This is a genomic window from Microbulbifer weihaiensis (assembly GCF_048323715.1).
Classification (GTDB): Bacteria; Pseudomonadota; Gammaproteobacteria; order Pseudomonadales; family Cellvibrionaceae; genus Microbulbifer.
This window is the reverse complement of the sequence record NZ_JBLWFL010000024.1, coordinates 1-26,525: the sequence shown is the minus strand read 5'-3', so window position 1 is coordinate 26,525 and position 26,525 is coordinate 1. Positions and strand designations below refer to the sequence as shown.

The window sequence follows — 26,525 nt, the reverse complement described above, 5'->3', positions numbered from 1 at the left end:
GAAACGGGCCCCTGGGCCCGTTTCTTTCGTGCAGCCAGGACTGAAGTTATGGATAAAGTTCTTGTCATTGATGACAACACCGGCATCATCTCTGCCCTCTCCCTGTTGCTGTCTCTCCACGACATCGAAACCCTGAGCGCCATCACCCCGCAGGCCGGCCTGCAGCTGCTGCGGGAAAATCCCGATATCAGCCTGGTGATCCAGGATATGAACTTCACCGCCGACACCACGTCCGGCGAAGAGGGGCGCGCACTGTTTTTCGCCCTGCGCGAACTGCAGCCGGACATTCCGGTGATCCTGCTCACCGCCTGGACACAACTGGAAATGGCGGTGGAACTGGTCAAGGCCGGGGCAGCCGATTACGTTGGCAAACCCTGGGACGACCACAAGCTCATTGCCACGATCAAGAACCTGCTGGAACTCCGCGAGCTGCAGCAGCGGCAACAGCAGGCGCTGACGCGCGAACAGAATGCCCGTGAGCAACTGCGGCAACAGTTCGACCTGCAGGGCATGATCTACCGCAGCCACAGCGTGCAGCAGTTACTGGAAATAGCCACCCAGGTAGCCCACTCCGACGTGCCGGTTTTGATCACCGGCCCCAATGGCGCCGGCAAGGAAAAGATCGCCGATATCATTCAGGCCAATTCCAGTGTCAAACACGGCCCCTACGTCAAAGTGAATGTGGGCGCGTTGCCCGAAGAGCTGATGGAAGCGGAACTCTTCGGCGCCGAAGCCGGCGCTTACACCGGTGCCGGCAGTAAAGTGCGGCAGGGTCGCTTCGAAGCCGCCGACGGCGGCACCCTGTTCCTCGATGAAATCGGCGAGCTTTCCGCCAGCGGCCAGGTAAAGTTACTGCGGGTGCTGCAGACCGGCGAATTCCAGCGGCTCGGCAGCAGCCAGACCCGCAAGGTCAAGGTCAGGGTCATCAGCGCCACCAACAGCAACCTTCCGCAAATGATCAGCGACGGCAGCTTTCGCCAGGATTTGTTCTACCGCCTGAACGTGATTGAACTGAAACTGCCGCCACTGTGCGAACGCCCGGAAGATATTCTGCCACTGGCGCGGGCATTTCTTGCCAGCAGCGGCAAGCAACTGGCACCGCAGACACAACAGCGTATGCTGCGTTACTCCTGGCCGGGCAACGTGCGTGAACTGCAGAATGTGATGCAGCGGGCCGCGGTACTGACCCGCGGCGACAGCATCGAGGAGGAAACCCTCGCGCTGCCGGAAGAGCTGCTACAGAAAAAGCCGGAACACAGTTTCGAGCCCAGCCGGGAGCTGCTGGAACAGACCCTGGCCAACTGCAATGGCATCATTGCACAGGCTGCGCGCGAGCTCGGGCTCAGCCGCCAGGCGCTCTACCGCCGGCTCGACAAATTTGGGATTCCTTACTGATGCTGCGCACTTCCATCGAGGGCAAGATATTTGCGATCGCCCTGATCGCCATCACGCTGGGCTCCGGAGTTCCGTTTTTACTCCAACAGCTTGGCGCCGGTCCGTTGCTCGCATGGAGCGGGGGCATGTTGTTGGCACTGGTTATGGGCCTGCTGCTACTGCGGCCACTGACCCGCAACCTGAATCGCGCACTGGAGAGTTTCCGCAGTGGCCTGCTGAATTTCCGCGACGGCGACTTTTCCATTTCGCTGGCGATGAAACGCAGTGACCAGCTGGGAGAGCTCGCTGCGCTCTACAACGAGGTTGGGGAAATTCTTCGGCGCGAGCGCGCCCACATCCACCAGCGGGAGCTGCTGCTCGATACCGTAATCCAGAGTTCGCCGCTGGCCCTGCTGCTGGTGGATCAGCGCGGACACGTCATCTACGCCAATACCAGTGCCCGGCACATGCTCCACGACGGCAAGCCCCTGCAGGGGCTTGCACTGGATCAGGTACTGCCACTGTGCCCACCGGAACTGTCGCAGGCCATCCAATCCCGGCAAGACGGCCTCATTTCGTTTATGGATGGGGATAACAACCAGACTCTGCACATCAGCAACAGCACCTTCGTACTCAACGCACAGAAGCACCGCCTGATACTGCTGCGGGAAATGACCCGGGAATTGACCCGCGCGGAAGTGCAGGTGTGGAAAAAAGTCATCCGCCTGATCAGCCATGAACTCAACAACTCCCTCGCGCCAATCTCGTCGATGGCACACAGCGGCAAAATGCTGTCGAAAAAAATCCAGTCGCAACAGCTTGCCGGGGTATTTGATGTTATCGCTGAGCGCTGCCGGCACCTGACCGAATTTACCCAGGGCTACGCCCGCTTCGCCAAGCTGCCACCACCTGTGTGTGAAGAAGTACCCTGGTCGGCGCTGATCGCGCGGATTCAGCCGCTGCACCCCTTCCGGCAACTGGGCGAGCTACCCGCGCGCCCCGGCTATTTTGATCCGGCACAAATCGAACAGGCACTGCTTAACCTGCTCAAGAACGCTGCCGAGTCCGGCAGCGCCCCCGAAGAAATCACGCTGACTATAGAGACGGATGCCCACGGCCAGCTGCTGACCGTGTGTGACCGCGGTACGGGCATGAGTGACAGGGTTTTACAGCAGGCCCTGCTGCCGTTCTACTCGACCAAGCCTCAGGGCACGGGGCTGGGTCTGGCACTCTGCCGGGAGATTGCCGATGCCCACGGCGGGCAGATCCAGTTGCACAACCGTGAGCAGGGCGGGCTGCAGGTTCGACTCTGGCTGCCCTGGTGAAAAAATAAATCCGGAAAATATTCCTCTGTATTTATCGCCTTTCGTGCGGTCAATTTTTCACGGAAAACAAGTGGTACCGACGTAACACTTACGGATGAATTAATTCAAGAAACAAAAATTACCCGCCATTTTTTGCACGGTGGCGCACACTTCATTGCGCCATAAGCATCCCCCTTCGTTACACCTTCCGTTGACGGAAAACGTTGACTCGTTCGGGCCAGGGAAGGCTCACGGCTGGATTTCAATCCGTAGAAACTTCCTCGCTGCCCGATTTTGAACGTCAAAAGGAATAACGAGGAAAACAATGATAAATCCTTATCGGCTCATAACTGCCGGCGCACTTACGCTGGGACTGGCGCTGACCAATGCGCAAGCTGCAGACAGACCGCAACAGGGGGGGCCACTGGATCTGGCCATAGCGAATGAAGAAAAGCTGATCGAGATGCTACGCCACTCAGGACGGATCGCCGAAGACGCCTCCATTCCTGAAGCCGAAATTGCGTTGCGCAATTACCTGAGAGAACGCGCGGCACAAGCCGAACAGCGCGGCGGCAACCTGGCAAGCACTGACTCGCGTTTGCTCGCCAACGCCCACGGCAATCGCCTTAAACAGTCTCTGCAGAATGGCAAGGGCAACAAACTTGGTCAGGGAAAGAAGCAAATCCCCGCCCCGCTGTCTCCGGAAAATTACGCCGGTGCGAATAAGACGGCCAGGGTTCTCGCGATCCTGATGGAATTCCCGGACTTTCCCCACAACAGTATCGAGCCCGGTGAAACCGGCATGTACTACCCGGACTACACACCCGGGCATTACAGCGATCTGCTGTTTTCCAAGACTGGCTTTGCCGGCCCCAACGGTGAATCCCTGTTGTCCATGCAGCAGTTTTACTGGCAGCAGTCCGGCAACAGTTACAGCGTAGAAGGCGCGGTTGCCGGTTGGTACATGGCCAGCCAACCTGCAGCATTTTATGGCAACAACGCCGACGGCGATGCCCGCGCGCTGGTGCGTGAGGCGCTGCTGGCTGCAGCCAACGACCCCACGGTAAACCTTGCAGACTTCGACCTCGAAGACCGCTATGACCTGGACAACGACGGCGACTATTGGGAAGCGGATGGCCTGGTCGACCACATCATGATTTTTCACTCCTCCGTGGGTGAAGAAGCCGGTGGCGGTCAGCTGGGTGAAGATGCCATCTGGGCCCACCGTTGGAACCTTGGCGCGCCGTTCGCCATTCCCGGCACCGAAGCAACGGTGGATTACTGGGGGGAGGACATGCCAATGGCGGCGTACGACTACACCATTCAGCCCGCAGACGCCGCGGCCGGCGTAGTCAGCCATGAATACGGCCACGACCTGGGACTGCCGGACGAATATGACACCCAGTACACCGGGCAGGGTGAACCGGTTTCCGCCTGGTCGGTAATGTCTAACGGCAGTTGGGCCGGCGTTATTCCCGGCTCCGAACCCACAGGGTTCTCGGCCTGGGCCAAGGAGTTCCTGCAGAACAGCATGGGCGGCAACTGGCTGCACGGTGCCACCATTGCATTCGACGATATTCCCGAAGGTGGGATGGAAGCGCTCCTCGACCAGGCTGTGAGCAAAGGTGCGAACAATGATGCAGTGCGCATTGACCTGCCACAGAAAAAGAAAGTGATTACCGTTCCCGCCAGTGGCAGTTATGCCTATTACAGTGGCAGCGGCGACAATCTCGGGAACTACATGCTGACCCCGGTTGACCTCTCCACTGCCAGCAGTGCCAAGGTCAATTTCAAGGCCTGGTACGACATCGAGCAAGACTGGGACTACGCATTCGTGGCCGTGTATAACGCAAGCGGACTCACGCCGATTGCCGGCAATATCACCACCACCAGCAGCCCTAATGGCCAGAACCCGGGCCACGGCATTACCGGAGCTTCCGGCGGCTGGGTGGATGCAGAGTTCGACCTGAGCGCCTACGCAGGCCAGCAGTTCTACCTCGTTTTCTACTACCTGACCGACGGCTACGTCGCCAACCCCGGCTTCTTCGCAGACGACATCCAGGTCTCTGTCGACGACACGCAGGTGTTGTCCGACGACGCAGAATCAGCGAGCAAGTTTAGCCTCGCCGGATTCAGCCAGAGTCAGGGCTTTTCACTGCACGATCACTACTATCTGTTGGAGTGGCGCACACATAAGGGAATCGATACCGGACTGTCCCACATCAATGTGGCCGGCGAGATGCTCGAGTTCAACGAGGGGCTGGTTATCTGGTATGCCGATACCAGCTACAGCGACAACTGGGTTGGCATTCACCCGGGTAATGGCTTCCTTGGCGTAGTGGATGCGGATCAGCATACCAACAAGTGGAACGACAACTCAGTGGCCTCAACCCGCTACCAGGTGCACGACGCTGCGTTCAGCATCGACAAGGCCAACAAGGAAACCCTTGACCTGTTGAGTGGCTACAACCTGCTGTTGCGCGACAATTACACCAAGCGCAATCCGCTGTTCGACGACAGCAGTGATTACAGCAATGCAGCCATCCCCGATGCCGGCAGGGCGATATCTTCCTACGGCCTTAAAATCAGGGTCGTTTCGCAAAGCAACGACAAGTCTGTGGGCAAGGTATTGATCTACCGATAGGATCCGAAAGAAGCGCGGGAGCGGTCACGCCCCGCCCGAGCACACGGAAAAGGGCGGCATTCTTGCCGCCCTTTTTCATGTGTAGTGACATTAAACCGAAGCCTGCCACGCCGGATCATGGATCATGGTGCCGCGCGGGGAACCACGAGCACATACAGGCGCGTCAACACCGACAGGGGAATACAGCAGGCGAGGATGATGACCCCAAGCAGCCCCCGCATCAGGTCGCTGCCCTCCTGGTGTTCTTCAAACTGATCCGCGAGGTAGGCCTTGAAGCAGTGGTTGGGTCCATCGATGGGAAAGAAGGTGAAATCAATTACCTTCTCCATCATTTGCCAGTAGGGCTTGAATGGTGTGTCGATCACCCGGGAAAAATAGCCGGTGCGCGCGGAAATGGTGGCATCGGGATTTCCACCCGCGATTGCGTTGCCCAGCTGGTCTATGGCGACCAATACCCCTTTCAGCCACTTCATTTCCGGGGATTTACGGGGTTACACCGAGTAACAGCGCAACCCCTCGCTGTACATCCAGCACTTGCCGCCGTCCGGGCAAGGTGCATCCACATCCATTGGTGCTGCGCCTTCAGGGCACTGGGGGACACGCCCCGCTGTGCACCAGGCACCTGTATCCAGCTGATAACACACCGCGTCGTCCACCAGACACGAACTCGCGGTGGGCACTTCCATATCCCCGATAAAACAGTCACGCGGATAGGCCGGCGTCAGGTACTCGGGCAACGGCGGGCGCACATAGTTTGCCGGGGTCCCGGTAAGGTCACACCAGAATCCGTCGAGATTGGATACCGTGGTGGTCGTTCCACAGCCGACGGTGAACATGGTGGCAAAGAGCGGTATCCAGCGCAGTTTCATTGCATTTCTTCCATGAGTCTTTCGGATGACGACTCCAACCCGCACGGGTTGCAGTTCAAGCCGCCCGCACGGAGAGTACCTGTGCAACCGTATTACTTTTCGTAAACGATACAGCGACGACCACCGGAGATCTCATAGCATTGCGCGGTGGCCGGGCAGATAGAGCCAGGCGCCAGTTCTTCCGCATCGCCCGGGCAGCCACCGTAATTGGTTTTCTGCTCCGCCACAGGCTCGCGGGGAATCGGCGCACTGTTAGGGTAGACCACCTGATCGCGCACACTGCTGGTTCCGCAGGCGGAAATAAATGCGGCAGCTGCCAGTACGGAGAAAAGTGTCACTCGTTTACGCATGTGGTCTCCCGAATTACTCAACGTTGACTGTTCAATATTCCCGATCATTGAACTGTGAATTGAAATGCCCTTCCCTTTTTGAATCAATACATCCGCATGATCGGGAAGAACCAGCAGGGCGAATCCATGCCATTGTTGGCGACCGCCGCCGAACAGTGGCTCTGCACGGTTGGTGGTGCCGCGGCGCTGGGCAGGTAATTACCTACCTCGACAAACTCTGCTGCACGATTCTGGTCTTCCGGGTTGAAGAAAAACGGGTCATTCTCATTTTCGCTTTCAAACGGTACGAAAATACAACCTTGCAGACACAACGTGGCACCAATTGCCACCGCTACAATCCCTGAGCGATCCATGACAGTACTACCTCGCGACGTTGCGGGCATCCTTCGTGAGAGTCACTTGCCCGCTTATTTCAGTTTAGCCATCACGAAGTGTTCGACGACCGCGTATAGTTTTTGTTCAAAAATATGAGCGGGAAATTCAACCGGAACCGGTTTTCGGCGTCAGCCGAAATTTATCGGGGAAGTAGCGATTATTGATTTGCCAGCGGGCAACCCATTGTTTCGGCAGGAAAGACGGAAACAGCAGGCATAAAAAAACGCCGGAGGGAAACCCCGCCGGCGTTTTTTCCTGCGAAACCTGTTACAGCAACAGGCGGCGCACATCACTCAACATGCTGACCAGGTAGGTCATGAAGCGACCGGCATCACCACCATTCACTGCGCGGTGATCGTAGGACAGCGCCAGTGGCAGCATCTGCCGCGGCACAAACTCCTTGCCGTTCCACTCCGGGCGAACTGCCAATCTGGAGACGCCGAGAATACCAACCTCCGGCGAGTTCACGATCGGGGTAAAACCAGTACCACCGATGGCACCCAGGCTGGAAATGGTGAAACAGGCGCCCTGCATATCGCGCGGCTTCAATTTGCCATCACGGGCTGCAATAGCCATTGCCGTGGCTTCTTCTGCCAGCTCGTACAGGCCCTTTTTATCCACATCGCGGATGACCGGCACCATCAGGCCTTTCGGAGTATCCACAGCCATACCGATGTGCACGTAATCCTTGCGCACAATGTGCTCGCCATCGTTGTGCAGGGACACATTGAAGCTCGGTACTTCGCGCAGTGCAGCCGCCGCAGCCTTCAGCAGGAAAGGCACCGGCGTGAGCTTCACACCGCGCTTTTCCGCTTCCGCTTTCATGGCTTTGCGGAAATCTTCCAGCTCGGTGATGTCCGCGTCATCAAACTGGGTAACGTGCGGTACGTTCAGCCAGTTGCGGGACATGTTGGCCGCGGTGATCTTGTGGATCTTGCTCATCGGCTCGACATTGACCGGGCCGAACTGGCTGAAGTCGATCTCCGGCATCGGCGCAATACCGATACCACCGCCCATACCAACCGCACCGCTCTCGGCCTTTTTCACCTGTTCCTTGATGTAGGCATGCAGGTCGTCTTTGGTCACGCGATTGCGTGGGCCAGTTGCCTTCACCTTGTTCAGGGTCACGCCCAGCTCGCGCGCCAGCTTGCGCACAGCAGGGCCGGCGTACACTTCCGCCGACGGGGTGTGGTCGCGCTCGAGGTGGTGATCCTTCTGCGGGGCAGCCGGGGGCTCCTGCGCCAGCTCGGCAGGTGCCGGGCTCGCCGGGGCTGCGGCCGGTGCCGGCGCAGATGCCGCCGGGGCCGGTGCTGCACCAGCGGCAACGGACTTCATTACACCAATGACGTCACCGGTAGAAACCTTGTCACCTTCCTTTACGGTAATGGACACAATGGTGCCCGCCGCCGGTGAAGGAACGTCCATGGAAGCCTTGTCGCCTTCCACCACGATCAGTGAATCGCCCTCGCCCACTTCGTCGCCAGCGGCAACGGAGATTTCGATCACATCAACCGCATCGGCACCGCCCAGATCCGGTACTCTGATTTCCTGTTCGGTGGCCTCGCTGGCGGGCGCCGCCGCAGGCGCAGGCGCCGGAGCTGGCGCTGCTTCCTGTACCGGGGCTTCCGCTTTTTCTTCGGCGGGCGCTTCAGCGCTGTCGCCAGCGGCGTCGGTCTCGATTTCACCGATCACGTCGCCCTCAGAAACCTTGTCGCCTTCCTTCACGGAAATGCTCAGGATCTTGCCGGCCAACGGTGCGGGAATGTCCATGGAGGCCTTGTCGCCCTCCACCACAATCAGCGCATCCTCTTCCGCCACCGTGTCTCCCACGGCAACGGAAATTTCAATTACATCTACCTGATCGGCGCCGCCGAGATCAGGCACTTTAATGACTTGTTTTGCCATGCTTCTGCCGTCCTTATCCAGCGGGTGTTAAACCAGGCGCGGATTTACTTTTTCCGCATCCACGTTCAGTTTCTTGATCGCATCCGCTACTTCGCTGGCGTCAATTACGCCCTGCTTGGCGAGGCCGCTCAGTGCAGCGATGGTCACGTAGTTGCGATCAACTTCGAAGAAGCGACGCAGCTGCTCGCGGCTGTCACTGCGGCCGAAACCGTCGGTGCCCAGTGCAATCACATCGCCGTCGATGAATTCGCGCAGCGGCTCAACGTAGGCGCGGATGTAATCGGTAGAGATAATCACCGGTGTCTCGTTGCCTTCGAACTGCTCGCTGATCCACGCTTTGCGCGGCGCTTCGGTCGGGTGCAGCATGTTCCAGCGCGCCGCGTCCTGGCCTTCGCGCGACGCTTCGGTGGCGGAGGTCAGGTTCCACACATCGGAGGTCACGCCGAACTGCTCGGCAAGGATATCCGCAGCGGCCAGTACTTCACGCAGGATGGAACCAGCGCCCACCAGCTGGACGTGCTTCTTCGCCGCCTTGCCCTTGCCGGGCTTGCGGGAGTTGCTGTCCAGCTTGTAGATACCGCGAATGATGCCCTCTTCCACGCCCTGCGGCATTTCCGGCTGCAGGAAGTTCTCGTTCTCAACCGTGACGTAGTAGAAGAGGTTCTTCTGCTCTTCGTACATCTCGATCAGGCCCTGGCGAATGATTACCGCCAGGTCGTAACCGAAGGCCGGGTCGTAGCTCTTACAGTTCGGGATGGTGCCGGACAGTACCAGGCTGTGGCCGTCCTGGTGCTGCAGGCCTTCACCGTTCAGGGTGGTACGGCCGGCGGTCGCGCCTATCAGGAAACCGCGCGCCTGCATGTCACCTGCGGCCCACGCCAGGTCACCGATGCGCTGGAAACCGAACATCGAGTAGTAGATGTAGAAAGGCACCATCGGCACGCCGTGGTTGCTGTAGGCCGTCGCCAGGGCCATCCACGCGGACATGGCGCCGGCTTCGTTGATGCCCTCTTCCAGCACCTGGCCTTTCTTGTCTTCCTTGTAATACATGATCTGGCCGTGGTCGACCGGAGTGTATTTCTGCCCCTGGGAGGAGTAGATACCCAGCTGGCGGAACAGGCCTTCCATACCGAAGGTACGGGCTTCGTCCGGCACGATCGGGGCAACGTTTTGGCCCATTTTCTTGTCTTTCACCAGCACCGACAGCAGGCGCACGAACGCCATGGTGGTGGAGATTTCACGGTCACCGGAGCCCTTGGTAATGGCGCTGAAGGCATCCAGTTCTGGAATTTCCAGCTTCGCCACTTCGGTGGTACGGGACGGCACCGGGCCACCCAGGGCCTTGCGGCGCTCGGCCATGTACTTCATTTCCGGGCTGTCCGGAGACGGGCGGTAATACGGTACTTCCTCGATTTCCTTGTCGGTAATCGGGATCGCAAAACGGTCGCGGAAGCGCTTCAGCGCCTCGGTATCCATCTTCTTGACGTTATGGGTATCCATCGCCGCTTCGCCGGCGGCACCCAGGCCGTAACCTTTTACGGTCTGCGCCAGGATCACCGTGGGCTTGCCCTTGCTCGCCATGGCTTCGGCGTAAGCTGCATAGACCTTGTACGGGTCGTGGCCGCCACGGTTCAGCTTCATGATCTCGTCGTCAGACATGTCCTTGACCATCTCGAGCAGCTCCGGGTACTTGCCGAAGAAATGCTCGCGAGTGTAGGCGCCGCCATTGGCCTTGAAGTTCTGCATCTCGCCATCGACCACTTCGTCCATGACTTTCTGCAGCAGGCCCTTGTCGTCTTTTTCCAGCAGCGGATCCCACAGGCGGCCCCACAGGACCTTGATCACGTTCCAGCCAGCGCCGCGGAAGACACCTTCCAGTTCCTGCACCACCTTGCCGTTGCCGCGCACCGGGCCGTCCAGGCGCTGCAGGTTACAGTTGACCACGAACACCAGGTTTTCCAGGTTCTCGCGGCCAGCCAGGGCGATAGCGCCGAGGGATTCTGGCTCGTCACACTCACCATCTCCCAGAAACGCCCACACCTTGCGGTCGCCGCGCGGCGACAGGCCACGCGCAGACAGGTAGCGCATGATGTGCGCCTGGTAGATCGCCTGAATCGGGCCCAGGCCCATGGATACGGTCGGGAACTGCCAGTAGTCCGGCATCAGCCAGGGGTGCGGGTAGGAGGACAGGCCGTTGCCGTTGACCTCACGGCGGAAGTTGTCCAGCTGCTCCTCATCGAAGCGGCCTTCCAGGTAGGAGCGGGCGTAGATGCCCGGTGCGCTGTGACCCTGGAAGAAGATCAGGTCGCCGCGCTCTTCGCCTTCGTTGCCGCGGAAGAAATAGTTGAACGCCACATCGTACAAGGTGGCGGCCGAGGAGAAGCTCGCAATGTGGCCACCCAGGCTGTCGCTGTTGGAGTTGGCGCGAACCACCATGGCCAGCGCGTTCCAACGGATCAGGGAGCGGATACGGCGCTCCATGAACAGATCGCCCGGCATGCGCTTTTCAGCCTGGGGCGGAATCGTGTTGCGATAAGGGGTAGTGATGGCCGCCGGCAGCTGGACGCCAATATTGGTGGCGCGGTCAGACAGCTGCTTCAGCAGGAACGCAGCGCGCTCTTTACCGCTGTGACGGATGACCGCCTGCAGCGCATCCAGCCATTCCTGCGTTTCCTGAATGTCAGTTTCTTCGTGCATTAAATGCTCCTCGGCGAATAAGCGACGTCGAGTCGGTTTTTATGGTCAGAATTTTGCGCGCAACAGTACCTTATTGGCGGGAATTTACCCCGCCCCATATCCCCTACTGCGCCAATTCGCCACACTAAGTGGCGGAAAAGCAGCGTTCACTGATCAGCGTTTCGCCACTGGTGAGTGAAATAAGAAGGACTGTGCGACCTGAATACCGCCGGTTGGGAACCTCAGGCTCCGGGTACCGGCTCGACTTTGAATTCGGCTTTGAATCCAAGACCTGTAATGTAGGGCTAACACTCGCGCTCGCCCATAATTCAGGTTCCAAGTGCTCAAGCGGAGGCGATTGTAGTATTACTACAAACGTTTTTCCAGATAGGACAATTAGTAACAAATAAAACCAAATTGCAAAACAATTTGTTTTCCAAACCCCGGTTTCACGGATAATTTTGCCGTCAAACCGGGAAATTAAATTACAAAATAGAGTCCAGAATGTGCTTTTCAGTCACGGCCGTTGCGGTTTTCGGCGCCCTGTGGGGATAACCGATGCGGCTGGCCTGACCAATACCGGAGGCAGCACAGACCGACCATCCCCGGATCTCATTCTGCGCTTACCGCAAGCCCGGGCGGGTTCCTCTGCGCCCTGAGGGCCAGGCGCCGCTGGATAACATGGTGGCGCACCCGGTTCAGCGGGAAGCGCCATACCAGTAGTGCCGCCACCAGCAGGATCAGTGCCGGCACCCAGCTCGCGAGGGCATGCATCACATTCCAGGCGAGGGCATCATTGTTGCCGCCCTCCGTGAACCCGGCCCAATCCAGCAGCGGGAAAGTCACGCCGATCGCCAGCGCCAACGCCGACTTGTTGATCAACTGCAGCAACGCCATATACAGGCCTGTTTCCGCACTGCCATTTTTCCACCGCGCGTAATCGATGGTGTCGGCAACAATCGCCGGCGGAAATACCAGTATGGGCGCGGTCACTATCCCCAGGAAAATAAACAGGGTCAACGCCTGGGTGAAGTTACCGTGCTCGATGCTACCGAAACCCACCAGGGCGATGGCCGTTGCCATCAGGCAAACCCCGTAGGTAATGTGCTTGCCCAACCGGCGGGAGATATGAATCCAGACCGGCACGCACAGAATGGCAACGATATGCTTGATAAACACCAGCAACAGGAACTTTTTGCCGAGGCCAAGCGCCGAGATGATGAACAGCTGGATTACGGACAGGTACATGCCATAGCCAAACTGCACGATAAAATAAGCGCTGCCAATGGCGACAAACGGCCGATTTGCCCACAGCACCTGCAGCAGCTGGCCCATGCTCACCCTGGGCACAACTTCACGCCGACTCGAATCTGGCGTTTTCCACAGTGCAAGCAGCACTGTGAGAGGAAAGAACACCAGGAACATGCCGCACATCAGCCCCACGACATCGCGCTTGGTGGCCGTGCCGGCGTCGATGAAAAACAGCGGCACCCCGAGCACCGCAGTGGTGCCGATCATCGAGGCGATTTCGCGGAAGCCCGCAATACGCGTGCGCTGCTGGTAGTTTTGGCTGAGCTCAATCCCCCAGGACTGGTACGGAATCATCACCGTAGTCCAGACTGGGTAAAAAATCAGGATCATGCACAACAGGTAGACCGCCGAGGCACCTTCCGGCGGCCGGAAAAAAAGCCATACCATCAACATCAGGCACGGCGCCGCGCACAGTATCCAGACCTTGCGGCGACCGAAGGAAAACTGCCATCGGTCACACAAGCGGCCGACGATGGGATCCGTTACCGCATCCCAGAAGCGCGCCAGCAGAAACAACAGCCCCACGGTGGTCAGGCTGAGCCCGACCTCCGTTGCATACATGGGGGGAAGGAAAATGATCAGCGGCGTAAACACAATACTCAATGGCGCCGCCATGCTCGCGTAGGCCGCCAGCGACGAGGCTCCGGCTTTATTTTCCCTGTCCAATATTTTTCCCCGCTAATTACCGGCTGGTTATGGTGAATGGATGAGCCCGGCAGCGGGCTCATCCATGGGTGTTAAAACCGGTAATCGACCACGGCTTTGATTACCCGAGGCGAAGCCGCATACACCGCTTCGAAACTGCTGAACGTAAAGCCGGTGTAGTGGTATTCCTTGTCGCTCAGGTTGGTGCCAAACAGGCCCAGGCTCCAACGCTCCCCGGCATCGGTAAACTTGATGAAACCGTTGAACAGGTCCAGCCGCGGCACTTCCACCAGCGCACTGGTCGACGCCCCCGGCTGCACTTCTGAGGTGTGCTGGTAATCCAGTCCCCACAGCAGTTCACCGGCAGCAAAGCTGGTGCTGTGCTCCACACCAATCGAGCTGTTGACCCGCGGCGTGCCCGGCAGTTCGGAGTCCAGGGTCACACCACTTACGTTGGCCGCCAGCGATTCATAGCCGCCCCAGGCGGTGGCATAGTTGGCGACAATGTACAGGCGATCACTGGCCATATAGGTCATTTCCAGCTCGATACCATCCACTTCCGCTTCGGCCGCGTTCTGGATCACGGTGCCGCCGCCCGCCTGGATATTGAGGGAATTGAGCTGCAGATCCTCGAACTGATTGAGGAAGTAGTTGGCGTTGAGTCGCAGGCGGTTCTGCAGCCACTCCGACTTCACGCCGACCTCGTAGGTCCATACCTGTTCCGCGTCATAGGGCACCAGCTGGTCGTCCGCATTCAGCGCGCGCCCCTGGAAGCCACCCGCCTTGAACCCCTTGGCGACCGAGGCATAAACCATCATTTCGTCCGTCGCCTGGATATCTAAGCCCAGTTTCGGCGTTACATCTTCAAACGACTTGCGCAAACGGTTGGCGCCATTCTGGAAAATGATGTTGCTCTCGGTACTGCCATCGAACAGCTTGTCGTCGCGGGTATAACGCAGGCCGAATGTGAGGTCGACCACGTCCGACGCGTGCCAGGTCGCCTGCCCGAACAGCGCGTGCGAGTCCGTTTCCACGGTGTAGTCCTGGGTACTCTGGATGAACTGGCTGATGGTGTTTGTCGTCAGGGAGTCGCTGTCTTCCTGCAGGTAATACAGGCCCGCGAGCCAGTCGAGGCGCTGCTCGAAGGCGCTGCCGAGAAGTTGCAGTTCCTGCGAGAGCTGGGCGCTATCGACCCGGGTATCGATATACCAGGAGTCGCGCCCGGAGATATCGATCAGGTTTTCATTTTCGACACTGCGGTAAGCGGTGATCGAGCGCAGCGTGACGTCGCCCAGTTCCCGCTCCAGGTTGGCGTTGAAACCAAACTGATCCGCCGTCGCAAACTGCGGCTTGCTGGTGCCGGTGGCATAGATATCGCCATCGAAAAGAGGCGCGCCGGTGGCGGCATCCATCGGTGTGATATAGGAGGCATCGCCCTCATCCGTAAAATAGTAAACACTGAGGTCTGCGCTGAAATCATCCTGCTGCAGCCGGCTCAGTGTCGCGCGTACACCGCCGTAATCCCGTGCGTTCAATCCGCTCTCCAGTTTTTCCCCGGAGCCCGCATCCATTCGGGAAACATAACCACCCTGCTCAAAATACATCGCGCTGACGCCGGCAGCCCAGTCGCTGCCCACCGCCACGGATCCCGACAATTTGCCGCCAATATTGTCCAGCTCCCCGGTACTGATGCGCAGGGAAAGATCCGGCTCGGCGGTGGGCTTGCGGGTGACCACCTTGATTGCACCGGTGGTGGAGTTGCGTCCGTACAGCGAGCCCTGGGGGCCGCGCAGTACTTCGATGCGTTCGATATCGTAAAGGCCGATGTTGGCGCCATTAGAGCGCGCCACATACACGTCATCGATATACAGGCCGACAGCGGATTCGGCGGTCGGCTGGCTGCTCTCTCCCTGACCGAGGCCGCGCATGAAAATTCGCGTGTTGGTCGGGCTGCCAGAAGCCGGGGTTGTCAGGAGATTGGGTACCGCCCGCCCAAGGTCTTCTACCGCGCTGATCTGCCGCGCTTCCAGGGCACCCGCATCGAGTGCGGTAACGGCAATGGGTACCGATTGCATACTCTCCGCGCGTTTGCGCGCAGTGACCACAACCTCTTCCAGCGCCGCCTGTCCTGCCTCCGTGCGTTGCGGTGTTTCCTCGGCAAAAGCAACGGAAGCGGCCGCGCCCAGCTGCGCTGCGGCAATAGCCAATACCAGTTTTTTCTTGATGTTGGAGCGATAACTCATGTCTGCCTCGATATGTATTCCGGTGGATGACAACGAGTGAAAAGCACCAAAGGCTACTACCGCGAAAAGCCAGCCGGGGCTTGCCACAATGTGTAATCTCCCGAGATTACCAAAGCAATTGACCTATTGTATATACCTTATATCATTTGAGGCCGAATCTGCGGCAATGCGCAAGTCCGCGAGCAGTTGGGCAGGATTCAGTGAGGAAAAAGAAAATACCGTTAAGCCAAGTGCATTCCGCGCCAGCACTAACCTCCGCAATGCGGCCATTTAAAGCTGCACATTCCCGGTGTCGGGCTCATAGGTCGCCTGCACCACATACCTGAGCGGCCCGCCGGCACCGACAGCGTCAAACGGGTAGCAGGTCACCAGCGTCAGCCCGCGCTCGGCATAGACTGGCAGCTTTTCCTGCTGGCTGTTCACCACCCGGGTCTGCATTACGCGAAAAAAATACCAGCGGCCATCCGCGGCCTGTAACCGCACCGGGTCACCGACCTGCAGGTTCGCCACCCCGTGAAAATGGGTATCGCGATGCGCCGCGATGACGGTAGTGCGTGCATCCTGCAAGCGCTCACCTGGCAGGGCGGAGGTTTCCAGCAATCCCGGGCCAAATGCCAGAGCCTGCCCACTGGTGCCGTTTAATACCAGCAACGGCTTCTGCTGCGCGAGCTGCAGTTTTGCCACCGGCCAGGTATCTGCCCAGGGCCAGGGTTTCCGCTGTTCGCCGCTGTCCAGCTGCCGATCCCAGGCATTGCCTATGAGGTATTGGGCAAGCTCGGCCTTGGCCAGCAGCCAGGCGGAACCGCCCAGCTGCCAGAAACCGGCGACCAGCAATACCGCGGAGCAAAATCGCCACATACGTTTCACTCTCCTTTCCCCGCGCTGGCCAGGATCAAGCGGGCTTCCAGGCGGCTGCGGCGGCCGCGCACGTCAGGTAAGGACTTGCGCAGGTACCGGCGCACGCCTTTCGCCACATGCGCGCGCAACAAACCGAGCATTGCAGCCACCCGGCTCGCCCATCGCAGCAGCCCACCCAGGCACAGCAGCAGTCCTGCCCACAGCAGCTGGCCGTACACACCGGCTGCGGTTTGTGGATAAGTCTGCTGCTGCAGCAGCTGGCCCTGTGCAACCGCATTGGGCACCGGACTCGATTGCAGTGCTTCTGTAGCAGGTCGCACCGGCACCTCTTCCACTGCGACGAAACTCGTAAAAGGACTGGCGAGCTGGTAGGCCAGCGCCAGTTTCAGGATCTCTTCGCGCAGCAAATCCGGTGTCCCATCCGCGCCCTCAATCCGCCCCCGCTGCTGCTCATCCCGCAGCACGGCGATTTTTGCCCTGGCCCACAAACTGCCAATCCCGTGACCTTCGCGGTCGACGCGCAGTGCGTCCAGCGCTATCTCGCGGGTGAAGCGCTTCCCCGCCAGGCGGCCGCTGACCATTAGCTTTCCGCTGTCCGCCTGCCCCAGCCGGTTGCCGTCCACCCGCGCCACCAGGCGCACCGGTTCACCTCGATATAAATCCGGCAGGCGCTTGGGGTAGGCCTCCACTTTCATACCCGCAGGCCAGCGCACCTCCAGGTCAGTTACCAATGGGTTTTCCAGTTTCTCGAACAGCGTGTGCATTTTATTTTGTACTTCATTCAGGTCGCCGATCTGGATAAAACTGCCGCGCCCAAATTCCGCCGCTTTGGTCATGAAGAAACTGTTCGGCGCAGAGCCGATTCCCACTGTAAACAGGCGCGCTTCTCCAAGCCGCTGCCGAATCAGTTCAAACAGTGCACGCTCATTGCCCACCGCGCCATCGGTAATGAAAATAACCTGGCGCACCAGCTCGCCAGTCTCATCATTCAATTGCTGTGACAGCGCCTCCCGCAGCGCCGGTGCCATTTCCGTGCCTCCGGTTGCCCGTAGTGACTCCACCCACTCGCGCGCAGCGTGGATGTTTTCTGCCGTTGCGGCCACCGGCCGCGGAAAGAAGTTCCGGTAATTGCTGTTGAATTCGATTACGTTGAAGCGGTCTTCCGCCGACAGCCGGGACAACGCCAGCAGCAGGCTTTCCTTGGCCTGGCGAATGGACGTTCCGCCCATCGAGCCCGAGGTGTCCACCACGTAAACCACTTCGCGCGGCAGTTTGCGCAGCGCGCTCTCTGCACTCACCGGCGGCAACAGCAATAGCTGCACATACTCGGCAATGTCCGCCTGCGTCACCGCCTGCTCGGCAAACAACGCCGCGGATGGCATCGCCGATGCCTGCGGCCGCCAGTGCAGGGCAAAATCGCGATCCATTGCGGCACTTCCCTCCTTGAGCGCGATCCGATAGCGATGATCCGCCTCGCGGCGGAAGTTGACCTCATGGTAGGGGCTGTGGATATCCGCCAGCGGCAATCCCATACCGAGCGCAATATCCACCGTCATGGTGTGACTGCCACTCGCCTGGAGTTCGGCCATCGGCATCATCACCGGGGTAATCTTGTCCGCATCCGGCACCTGATCGGTAGGCAGCGCCCAGCCCTGGGCATTCAGTGCCACCTCGCGGTTTTGCGGCAATCGGTTGCCGGGGATATAACGCGGCGTCAGGGTACTGGGGATGCGCAGGCTGAACTGGCCACTGTCGAAGCGCAGGGTCTGCAAATAGCGAACCTCAACGGCAATTTTTTCCCCCGGCGCGATGTTGGCAACGCGGCTGGTGAACAGGTTCGGGCGCTGCTGTTCGAGAAGCGCGGCGCGCTTGCCAGCGGCCCTGGCCTCGCGGTACACCTTCTGCGCCTCTTCGCGCTCCCGCACCTTGCCCACGATGCGTCGCTCACCGATGACAATTTCCATTCCGTTGACAGCCACATTTTCCGGTAGTGGCAGCACGTATACGGCTTCCTGCCAATCCCGGCTGGCATTGGAAAACTCCTGCTGGATCGTTACCTCGGCCACCAGACCGCGCACATTCACCGCGACCTGCGTGCCCAGGTGGATCGCCGGAATATAGCGGCCGGATTCCTTGCCGCGAAATAGCAAGTCACCGCTGCCGGTGTCATTGATGCTGACTCCCTCGGGTTCCCCCGCCTGCCCATTCACTTCGGGCTCGCCAGCGCGAGCGCCAAGGGCTGCCAGCATCACGGCTGCCGCGGTCACGATCAGTAGCAGCCAGCTGCCGCCACGGCGCTTGCGGTAGCGGCGCCGATAGTACTCATCAGTCGGCAGGATCATCAGGTCGCGCGGAATACGCGGTGCATGAAAAAAAGGTCGATTCACGTTTGCCTCCAGCAATCTCGTTTCTGAAGGCATTAAAACGTTCCAAGCTGGCGGAGAGCGGGCCCAACCGGGGCGAAGGTGGGATCAAATATGGCAAATAGTGGCAAGCCGGATTCGCGGGCACCCCCTCCGCCAAACTACACTGCCTTTACTTTGACAGCAGAGGGCATTCGCGATGAATTTGCGAACCCGCAGTACAAACCTGCGATTGCTATTCGCAGCGACCATCTGGCTTGCCGGACATTTCAGTCAGGGCGTTTACGCTCAGGCCTGGCCAAGCGCCGAGGAAACCGAAAAGATTGCCGAGGAAGCATTCATTTACGGACTGCCAATCGTGATGAACTACTCCGTCATGTACGAGTTCGTGCTGGATCCCAACTCCGGTCAGTACAAGGCGCCATTCAATAAACTCAGTAATTCAGCCAACGTGTTCACCTACAAGGATACGACGGTGGTCACCCCCAACAGCGACACTCCCTATTCGATGCTGTGGATGGATTTACGCGCTGAACCCATTGTCATTTCGGTGCCGGCGATCGAGGACAAACGCTACTACTCGATCCAGTTGGTCGATAGCAGTACGTTCAATTACGGCTATATTGGCAGCCGCGCCACCGGCAATGCGGCGGGCAGCTACATGATTGTCGGCCCGGGGTGGCAGGGAGAAAAACCCCAAGGTATTAACCAGGTGTTTGCCGCTGGCTCCGATTTTTCCCTGGCGATAATCCGCACCCAGCTGTTTGATCCGCAGGATATCGACAGGGTGCGCGAGATCCAGGCGCAATACAAAGTGCAGCCGCTGTCGGCATTTCTGGGCAAACCGGCGGCACCCGCTGCAGAGAAAATTGATTTCCCGAAAATCGACAAGCAATCCATGCAGTCCCGCTTTTTCAGCTATCTGGACTTCGCGCTTCAGTTCATCCCCCCCAGCCCCGACGAGCAAGAAATCCGCGCACAGCTGGCGCGCATCGGTATTGGTACCGGCAAAAAGTTTTCGCTTGAGGCACTGCCCGAGGATCAGCGTAAGGCCATCGCACAAGGCGTGGAGCAGGCACGACAACGAATTGCCGAAGCCGCAGCAAATGTCGGCGAGAAGATAAACGGCTGGAATATTTCATCACCTTTCGGTGATCGCGCCTTTTATAATGGCAACTGGCTGCTTCGCGCGGCGGGTGCGACGGCCGGCATATACGGTAACGATGCGATTGAAGCGACCTACCCCATGACCCGCAGCGACGGCAAAGGAACGCCACTGGACGGCAGCAAGCACAGCTATACCCTGACATTTGCCGAGGGCGAGCTGCCGCCTGTCAACGCGTTCTGGTCAGTAACCATGTATGACGGCAAGACGCAGCTGCTGATCAAGAATCCGATTGACCGCTACCTGATCAACTCTCCCATGCTGCCTGAAATGAAGAAAAACCCGGATGGCTCCGTGACCATATACATCCAGAGTTCTTCTCCCGGCAAGGAACTGGAGACCAATTGGTTACCCGCGCCGGATGGCCCGATTTACCTGGTGATGCGCCTGTACTGGCCGAAGACCGAGCCCCCCTCTGTCTTGCCGCCAGGCAAAGGCACGTGGAAACCGCCGGCAATCGAACTTGCTGAATAGCCCCTGGTTTCCAGGCACAAAAAAACCGGCGCAAGCGCCGGTTTTTTTGTGCCTATCCGGTTCAGTCAACCAGGCCGTAGTCGTCGCGCAGCACCTGGATGATTTCCGCTTTGGGATTGTCGGAAATCGCCAGTTTTTCACCAATGATCTTCTCGGCAATACCCACGTAGGTTGCAGACAGATCCATCAGCATGGCTTCCGGCAGTACGTTGTCGCGCGCCAGCGCCTCGCGCTCGCCCATGCGATCCTTGTTCAACAGAATGTCCGGATCCGGGAAGTAGTTCAGCAGTGCCTGGCGGAATCCTTCTTTGGAGTTTTCCACAACCTGGCCATTGCGGTAGGCCTCGCCGTCCCAGATCCGGGAAGAGTCCGGGGTACCGACTTCGTCCATGTAGATCAGCTTCTCGTTACCTTCGGCATCGGTCACATAGCCGAATTCGAACTTGGTATCGACGAAGACCTGGTCCAGCTTCGCAAGCTCCGCGGAGATCACCTCAAAGCCCTCTTTCAGCAGCTTTTCGTACAGGTCAATGTCACCCTTACTGCGGAAGTTGAACGCCTCGAAGTTGTCTTCGATGTTTTTGCGGGTAATGTTTACGTCATCCGCTTCCGGTACTCCGGGAATGCCCTTGAGAATGCCCTTGGTGGACGGGGTAACCAGCAGTTCCGGCAGCTTCTGGTCTTTCTGCAGTCCGTCTGGGATTTCGATACCACAGAACTCGCGCTCGCCCTTGCTGTAGGCGCGCCACATGGATCCGGTGATGTACTGGCGCACGATGGCCTCGATCTTTACCGGGCTGGCTTTCTGCACGATCCACACGCCGGGGTGCGGGATATCCAGGATATGGCTGTCGGCCAGTCCCTGCTCCTTGAACAGCTTGAACCAGTGGTTGGAGATCGCGTTCAGCGCTGCGCCTTTACCCGGCACACCCAGCAGGCCACCCTCACCAGTCCAGATGCAGTCGAACGCAGAGATGCGGTCGGAGATGACCATCACCGCCAGCGGCGCATCGGCCGCGACCGGATAACCCTTCTCTTCAATCAGGCGGCGACTGTCGGCCTCGGTCAACCAGTAGACGGAGCGGACTTTGCCACTGTGGACAGGCTTGTCTGTACGGATCGGCAAATCGTTGTTGACTGCCAGTACTTTGTCAGCAAGGCTCATTCGGGTTTTCCTATGGCTAATCGCCGCCCGCGGCACGCGGGCGGGTTCTGAAATAAAGCGCGGAATACTAGTGCTCCGCTGGGCAGAAATCCACTGGGGACGGGGGCCAGGGCCGACTTTTACACCTCTTCCCGGCCTTCGGCGGCTTTCGCCGCCTCTTCCCGCGCCTGCCACTCCGCCTGATGATCCGCCGTGGGCCAGGCGTTCATGATCGCCTTCGCCAGGGTGGCCAGGGGAATCGCAAAGAACACACCCCAGAATCCCCAGATACCGCCAAACACCAGTACCGCCATGATGATGGCGACCGGGTGCAGGTTTACCGCCTCCGAGAACAGGATTGGCACCAGCACGTTGCCGTCCAGCAGCTGGATGAAACCATAGGCGAACATGAGCCAGAAGAACTCGCTGCTCCAGCCCCACTGGAACAGGCCGATGGCGGCCACCGGGATGGTAACCACCGCCGCGCCAATATAGGGAATCAACACCGACAGGCCCACCGCGACCGCCAGCAACAGCGCGTAATTGACGCCCAGCAGCAAAAAGGCCGCGTAGCTGGCCACAGCGACGATCGCAATTTCGATGACCTTGCCACGCACATAGTTGGCCACCTGGTCATTCATCTCATACCAGATCTGACGCAGCATCGGCCTTTGCTGGGGGAGGAAGGCCGCACACCAGCGCAGCAGCTTGTCCGAGTCCTTGAGGAAAAAGAACACCAGGATCGGTACGACGACCGCGTAAATGAGCACCGCCGCGAGGATCGGCAGGTTGGCCAGTGAGAAGGTCACCACCGTTTGTCCCATGGTGCCGAGTTCGCTGCCCAGCGTATTGAAGATTTCGTCAATCTGGGCGGCGGAGATCAGGCGCGGGTAGCGCTCTGGCAGCAGCAGCAACAGTTCCTGCCCGCGGTCGATCATGTTCGGCAACTCGGCAAACAGCCGCACAAGCTGACGCCAGATGATCGGCATTACCACCAGCAGGAGCGCAACGATGGTACCCACCAGTACCAGGCAGGCAATGGAGACGGCCAGCCAGTGAGGCACCTTCCAGGACACCAGCCGCTGAACCATTCCCTGCATCAGAAAGGCAATCACCAGCGCCGATAACACTGGTGCAAGCACGCCGCCGAGCGTTGCCAGCAACACCATCGCCGCCAGCAATAACAGTGACAGGAGAACCACCTCCTCCTGACTGAAATAGCGATTCACCCAACCCCGTACAATCGCAAACATGCCGTTATTCGTCTCTTTTTGTGAAGTGACTGTGTTGTCCAAGTAGCTCCCCTTGCTGCTAGGTTCCCTGTAACCAGTAATGGAACTCCATGCCGCGGCGCTCTTCCCGCACCATGGTCGTGCCGCTCAACTCCGCGAAACTGCGAAAATCCCGCTGCGACGCGGGATCCGTTGCCACAACGTGCACCAGTGCACCGGGCTCAACCTGGCGCAACGCTCTGCGCATCGCCAACAGTGGTTGCGGGCACGGCAGCCCCCGAGCATCTACCCTGAGAGCTGGCTTTCCGTGCATCTGGTCAGCGGATGTGGCCTGGTAGTCGGATCCGGTCATCCCGTTTGAGGATTCCTGCGCAGTAAAGTTTGGTTAAGTCGCGGATTATAACGGCCGGCCGCGGTCAAAGGGCAGAACCTTTTACCACGCAATTGATCAAAACCTCGACAGTCTAATAGGGTTACATGTAGTGTTAGCCGTAGGTACACCCGCAGGCAGCAGCAAGAATATGACCAGAATGCAGCACCAATTCCTATCTTCTGCCACGCACCACTGGCGTCTGCTCAGCCGGCGTGCGACCAGCGTCGCGCGCGGCTTGGGACTCGGGCTGCTGCTGGGGGCGAGCCCGCTCGCCGCCACGGCGCAGGATGACCACCATATCCAACTTCCCGAACTGGGCGACTCGAGCAGCGGCCTTGTCTCCCGTGCGCGGGAGAAAGAGCTGGGACAGATGTGGTTGCGCATGTTCCGCAGTCAGGTTCGCACGTCCAGCGATGCCCTGCTACAGCAGTATGTGGAAAACTCCCTCAAGTCTCTGGCCGAACACAGCCCCCTCGACGACAAGTCCCTCGATGTGGTCGTGGTCAAGAACGACACAATGAATGCCTTCGCCGTGCCTGGTGGCGTGGTGGGCGTCCACACCGGACTGTTCCTGTTTGCGGAAAATGAAGACCAGTTTTCATCGGTGCTGGCCCACGAACTCGCGCACCTTAGCCAGCGGCACTACGCCCGATCGCTGGAAGCCCAGCGCAACAGCACCCTGCCCACGCTGGCAGGCATGCTGGGGGCGCTGGTACTCGCCGCCACCGCTGGTGGCGATGCGGGCATTGCCGCAATGACGGCCACCCAGGCGGCGGCACTCGACAACCAGCTACGCTTTTCCCGCCAGAATGAACAGGAAGCCGACCGCGTGGGCATCGAGACCCTGGCCAAGTCCGGTATGAGTCCGGAAGCGGCCGGGGAAATGTTCGAGCAGATGCTCAAGGCCACCCGCTACTACCGCCGCCCGCCAGAGTTCTTGCTCACGCACCCGGTAACGGAAAAGCGGATTGCCGACGCCAAGCTGCGCGCCAACCGTATGGACAAGGTCCCACTGCGCGACAGCCGCGAGTACCATTTGATGCGCGCCCGTATCCGGGTAGCGGCAGAGGCCACTCCGCAGCAGGCAGTAAAGCGTTTCCAGGCGGAGCTGCGCGGTATCAACGACAACGAGGATGCGGCCCGCTACGGCCTGGTGCTGGCCCAGACCGGCGCCGGCAAACCGGATACGGCTCTGGAAACCCTGCAACCCCTGCTCGACAAGGAGCCGGATAAAGATGCCTTTGTACTGGCGCGCGCAGACATCGACCTGGCCCGTCACGATTACACCAGCGCCACCAGGCGCCTGCAGAAGGCGGTAGACCAAAACCCGAAAAACCACGCCCTGATCATGGGCCTGGCCAATGCGCACTTCAAGGCGGGAAATTACCTCGCTGCCGAGCGTATCCTGTCCAGGCACAGCCGCGTGCGCCGCAAGGATCCCGCCGTGTGGTACCTGCTGGCGGAAACCCATGGCCTGGCCGGCGATATCGTCGGTGTGCATGAGGCGCGCGCCGAGTACTACATCCTGAACGGCGTGTTCGACAAAGCGCTGCAGCACCTGCGCCACGGGGTGCGCCTGGCGAAGAATGACTACCAGACCCATGCGATTCTGGAACAGCGCATGAAAGACGTGATCAAGATGCAGGAGAAAGCCAAGGAGCTTTGACCCTCTCGCACAGACACAAACAAAAAAGAGCGGCAATTGCCGCTCTTTTTTTTGCCCCCTAACCTGCTCAGTCGAGGGGTTTACGGAAGTCCAGCATCCGCTGCAGCGGCATCATCGCCCGCTTGCCGAGCTCCGGGTCTACCAGAATCTCATTGTCGCCCCGCTCCAGAACCCCACACAGGTTTTCCAGCGAATTCATCGCCATCCACGGGCAGTTGGCACAACTGCGACAGGTAGCACCGGAACCGGCGGTAGGGGCAATGATCAGCTCCTTGTCCGGACACTGCTGCTGCATCTTGTAGAAAATGCCCTGATCGGTGGCCACGATAAACTGCTTGTTCGGGCGGGTTTTCGCCGCGTTGATGATCTGCGACGTTGAGCCAACCACATCAGCCAGTTCAACAACCGCTGCCGGCGATTCCGGGTGTACCAGTACCAGTGCTTCCGGGTACATCGCCTTCAGGTCAGCAACGCCTTTGGCCTTGAACTCTTCGTGCACAATACAGGCACCATCCCACAGCAGCACATCCGCACCGGTCTGCTTCTGCACATAACTGCCCAGATGCTTGTCCGGCGCCCACAGGATTTTTTCACCCTGGGAATCGAGATAATCGACAACATCCAACGCAATACTGGACGTTACCACCCAATCGGCGCGGGCTTTCACCGCCGCAGAGGTGTTCGCATATACCACCACGGTGCGATCCGGATGCTGGTCACAGAAAGCCGAAAACTCATCGATGGGACAGCCGAGATCCAGTGAGCAGGTCGCCTCCAGAGTCGGCATCAATACCCGCTTGTGCGGCGTGAGGATCTTGGCGGTTTCCCCCATAAACTTCACGCCTGCCACGATCAGCGTCTCCGCCTGGTGCTGGGCGCCGAAACGCGCCATTTCCAGGGAGTCCGACACACAGCCGCCGGTCTCTTCCGCAAGTTGCTGAATCAACGGGTCGGTATAGTAATGTGCCACGAGAACAGCGTTTTGCTCTTTCAACAAACGCTTGATTCGCTCGCGCCAGAGCTCCAGCTCCTCTGCGGAATACTGGTGCATCGCAGGGTGTGCCAGGTGATCCTGGACAAAATCCCGTGCATCGATACTGCCCAGGCTGGAAGTGGCAATCTTTTCGCTGTTGTCAGTCATGCGATCCTGTATCTCTGTACTGCCGTAAAAAGCGGGCATTATAACGCCCCGGAGAAATTTCGCCGGCTAATGAAATACTAATGTCACCAGAGAGGTAGAACGACTAGCGAAAAGGAAAGTTTTTGATGATGGGGGAGGAAAATGGTGGGTCGTGCTGGATTCGAACCAGCGACCAATTGGTTAAAAGCCAACTGCTCTACCAACTGAGCTAACGACCCTCAGGAAGACTGCCTGTACCTAAAGTAAAGCAGTAACTTGATATCTGACCAACCTGAGGCTGGTTCAGAAATACCAACTTTAGCCTGGTAGAAATACTAAAGTTGATAGCGGTTGAATGGTGGGTCGTGCTGGATTCGAACCAGCGACCAATTGGTTAAAAGCCAACTGCTCTACCAACTGAGCTAACGACCCTT

At 58.9% G+C, this 26,525-nt stretch carries 19 protein-coding genes and 2 tRNA genes; 5 read left to right on the top strand and 16 right to left on the bottom strand.

The window, feature by feature from the left end:
- Window positions 1–48: 48 nt before the first annotated feature.
- From ACNKU7_RS18220 to ACNKU7_RS18210, 3 genes are all read left to right on the top strand, one after another.
- Window positions 49–1,395 carry a sigma-54-dependent transcriptional regulator gene (locus ACNKU7_RS18220; protein ID WP_418298415.1) on the top strand — a complete coding sequence of 449 codons (1,347 nt, stop codon included), beginning with the start codon at window positions 49–51 and terminating at the stop codon, window positions 1,393–1,395.
- Window positions 1,395–2,699 carry a sensor histidine kinase gene (locus tag ACNKU7_RS18215; RefSeq protein ID WP_418298414.1) on the top strand — a complete coding sequence of 435 codons (1,305 nt, stop codon included), beginning with the start codon at window positions 1,395–1,397 and terminating at the stop codon, window positions 2,697–2,699. Before ACNKU7_RS18220 ends, ACNKU7_RS18215 begins: the two co-directional genes overlap by 1 nt.
- A gap of 304 nt (window positions 2,700–3,003) precedes the next feature.
- On the top strand, window positions 3,004–5,322 hold the full coding sequence (locus tag ACNKU7_RS18210) for an immune inhibitor A domain-containing protein (RefSeq protein ID WP_418298413.1): 2,319 nt from the start codon (window positions 3,004–3,006) through the stop codon (window positions 5,320–5,322).
- A gap of 122 nt (window positions 5,323–5,444) precedes the next feature.
- Here the strand turns inward: ACNKU7_RS18210 and ACNKU7_RS18205 are convergent, their stop codons facing one another.
- The 10 genes from ACNKU7_RS18205 to ACNKU7_RS18160 form a co-directional block, all read right to left on the bottom strand.
- Complete coding sequence (locus ACNKU7_RS18205) at window positions 5,445–5,795, bottom strand: hypothetical protein (RefSeq protein ID WP_418298412.1); 351 nt, start codon at window positions 5,793–5,795, stop codon at window positions 5,445–5,447.
- A gap of 18 nt (window positions 5,796–5,813) precedes the next feature.
- Window positions 5,814–6,191, bottom strand: a complete 378-nt coding sequence (locus tag ACNKU7_RS18200; RefSeq protein ID WP_418298411.1) for a hypothetical protein — start codon at window positions 6,189–6,191, stop codon at window positions 5,814–5,816.
- A 92-nt stretch (window positions 6,192–6,283) separates the two neighbouring features.
- Window positions 6,284–6,541: a hypothetical protein gene (locus tag ACNKU7_RS18195; protein WP_418298410.1), complete on the bottom strand. Its 258-nt coding sequence runs from the start codon at window positions 6,539–6,541 to the stop codon at window positions 6,284–6,286.
- Window positions 6,542–6,624: 83 nt separating this feature from the next.
- Entirely contained in the window at window positions 6,625–6,894 is a 270-nt protein-coding gene (locus ACNKU7_RS18190) for a hypothetical protein (RefSeq protein ID WP_418298409.1), read from the bottom strand.
- Window positions 6,895–7,183: 289 nt separating this feature from the next.
- Complete coding sequence (gene aceF, locus ACNKU7_RS18185) at window positions 7,184–8,821, bottom strand: dihydrolipoyllysine-residue acetyltransferase (RefSeq protein ID WP_418298408.1); 1,638 nt, start codon at window positions 8,819–8,821, stop codon at window positions 7,184–7,186.
- Window positions 8,822–8,848: 27 nt separating this feature from the next.
- The gene (gene aceE, locus ACNKU7_RS18180) at window positions 8,849–11,518 is read right to left on the bottom strand and encodes a pyruvate dehydrogenase (acetyl-transferring), homodimeric type (protein ID WP_418298407.1); all 2,670 of its coding nucleotides are present in this window, start codon (window positions 11,516–11,518) and stop codon (window positions 8,849–8,851) included.
- A 591-nt stretch (window positions 11,519–12,109) separates the two neighbouring features.
- Window positions 12,110–13,474 carry an MFS transporter gene (locus tag ACNKU7_RS18175; protein ID WP_418298406.1) on the bottom strand — a complete coding sequence of 455 codons (1,365 nt, stop codon included), beginning with the start codon at window positions 13,472–13,474 and terminating at the stop codon, window positions 12,110–12,112.
- A gap of 71 nt (window positions 13,475–13,545) precedes the next feature.
- A complete protein-coding gene (locus tag ACNKU7_RS18170) occupies window positions 13,546–15,696 on the bottom strand; it encodes a TonB-dependent receptor (RefSeq protein ID WP_418298405.1) in 2,151 nt (716 codons plus the stop codon).
- A 270-nt stretch (window positions 15,697–15,966) separates the two neighbouring features.
- Complete coding sequence (locus ACNKU7_RS18165; RefSeq protein ID WP_418298404.1) at window positions 15,967–16,554, bottom strand: class GN sortase; 588 nt, start codon at window positions 16,552–16,554, stop codon at window positions 15,967–15,969.
- 5 nt (window positions 16,555–16,559) lie between these two features.
- Window positions 16,560–18,941, bottom strand: coding sequence for a marine proteobacterial sortase target protein (locus tag ACNKU7_RS18160; RefSeq protein ID WP_418298403.1), 2,382 nt, complete (start codon window positions 18,939–18,941; stop codon window positions 16,560–16,562).
- 175 nt (window positions 18,942–19,116) lie between these two features.
- Here ACNKU7_RS18160 and ACNKU7_RS18155 point away from each other — a divergent pair, with 175 nt between their 5' ends.
- The gene (locus ACNKU7_RS18155) at window positions 19,117–20,556 is read left to right on the top strand and encodes a DUF1254 domain-containing protein (RefSeq protein WP_418298402.1); all 1,440 of its coding nucleotides are present in this window, start codon (window positions 19,117–19,119) and stop codon (window positions 20,554–20,556) included.
- A 61-nt stretch (window positions 20,557–20,617) separates the two neighbouring features.
- On the opposite strand, the gene ACNKU7_RS18150 is transcribed toward ACNKU7_RS18155, so the two are convergent.
- The 3 genes from ACNKU7_RS18150 to ACNKU7_RS18140 form a co-directional block, all read right to left on the bottom strand.
- The gene (locus ACNKU7_RS18150; protein WP_418298401.1) at window positions 20,618–21,721 is read right to left on the bottom strand and encodes a phosphoribosylaminoimidazolesuccinocarboxamide synthase; all 1,104 of its coding nucleotides are present in this window, start codon (window positions 21,719–21,721) and stop codon (window positions 20,618–20,620) included.
- Between the two features lie 119 nt (window positions 21,722–21,840).
- Entirely contained in the window at window positions 21,841–22,953 is a 1,113-nt protein-coding gene (locus tag ACNKU7_RS18145) for an AI-2E family transporter (protein WP_418298400.1), read from the bottom strand.
- Between the two features lie 58 nt (window positions 22,954–23,011).
- Window positions 23,012–23,284, bottom strand: coding sequence for a sulfurtransferase TusA family protein (locus tag ACNKU7_RS18140; protein WP_418298399.1), 273 nt, complete (start codon window positions 23,282–23,284; stop codon window positions 23,012–23,014).
- A gap of 178 nt (window positions 23,285–23,462) precedes the next feature.
- On the opposite strand from ACNKU7_RS18140, the gene ACNKU7_RS18135 reads away from it, so the two are divergent.
- Window positions 23,463–24,971 (top strand): M48 family metalloprotease, encoded by a 1,509-nt coding sequence (locus ACNKU7_RS18135; RefSeq protein WP_418298398.1) that lies wholly within the window; start codon window positions 23,463–23,465, stop codon window positions 24,969–24,971.
- A 67-nt stretch (window positions 24,972–25,038) separates the two neighbouring features.
- Here ACNKU7_RS18135 and nadA read toward each other — a convergent pair whose 3' ends face one another.
- The 3 genes from nadA to ACNKU7_RS18120 all read right to left on the bottom strand — a co-directional run bounded on the left by nadA (window position 25,039) and on the right by ACNKU7_RS18120 (window position 26,523).
- Entirely contained in the window at window positions 25,039–26,112 is a 1,074-nt protein-coding gene (gene nadA, locus ACNKU7_RS18130) for a quinolinate synthase NadA (protein ID WP_418298426.1), read from the bottom strand.
- Between the two features lie 142 nt (window positions 26,113–26,254).
- Window positions 26,255–26,330: transfer RNA gene (locus tag ACNKU7_RS18125), tRNA-Lys, on the bottom strand.
- 117 nt (window positions 26,331–26,447) lie between these two features.
- Window positions 26,448–26,523, bottom strand: a tRNA-Lys gene (locus ACNKU7_RS18120).
- Window positions 26,524–26,525: the final 2 nt, after the last annotated feature.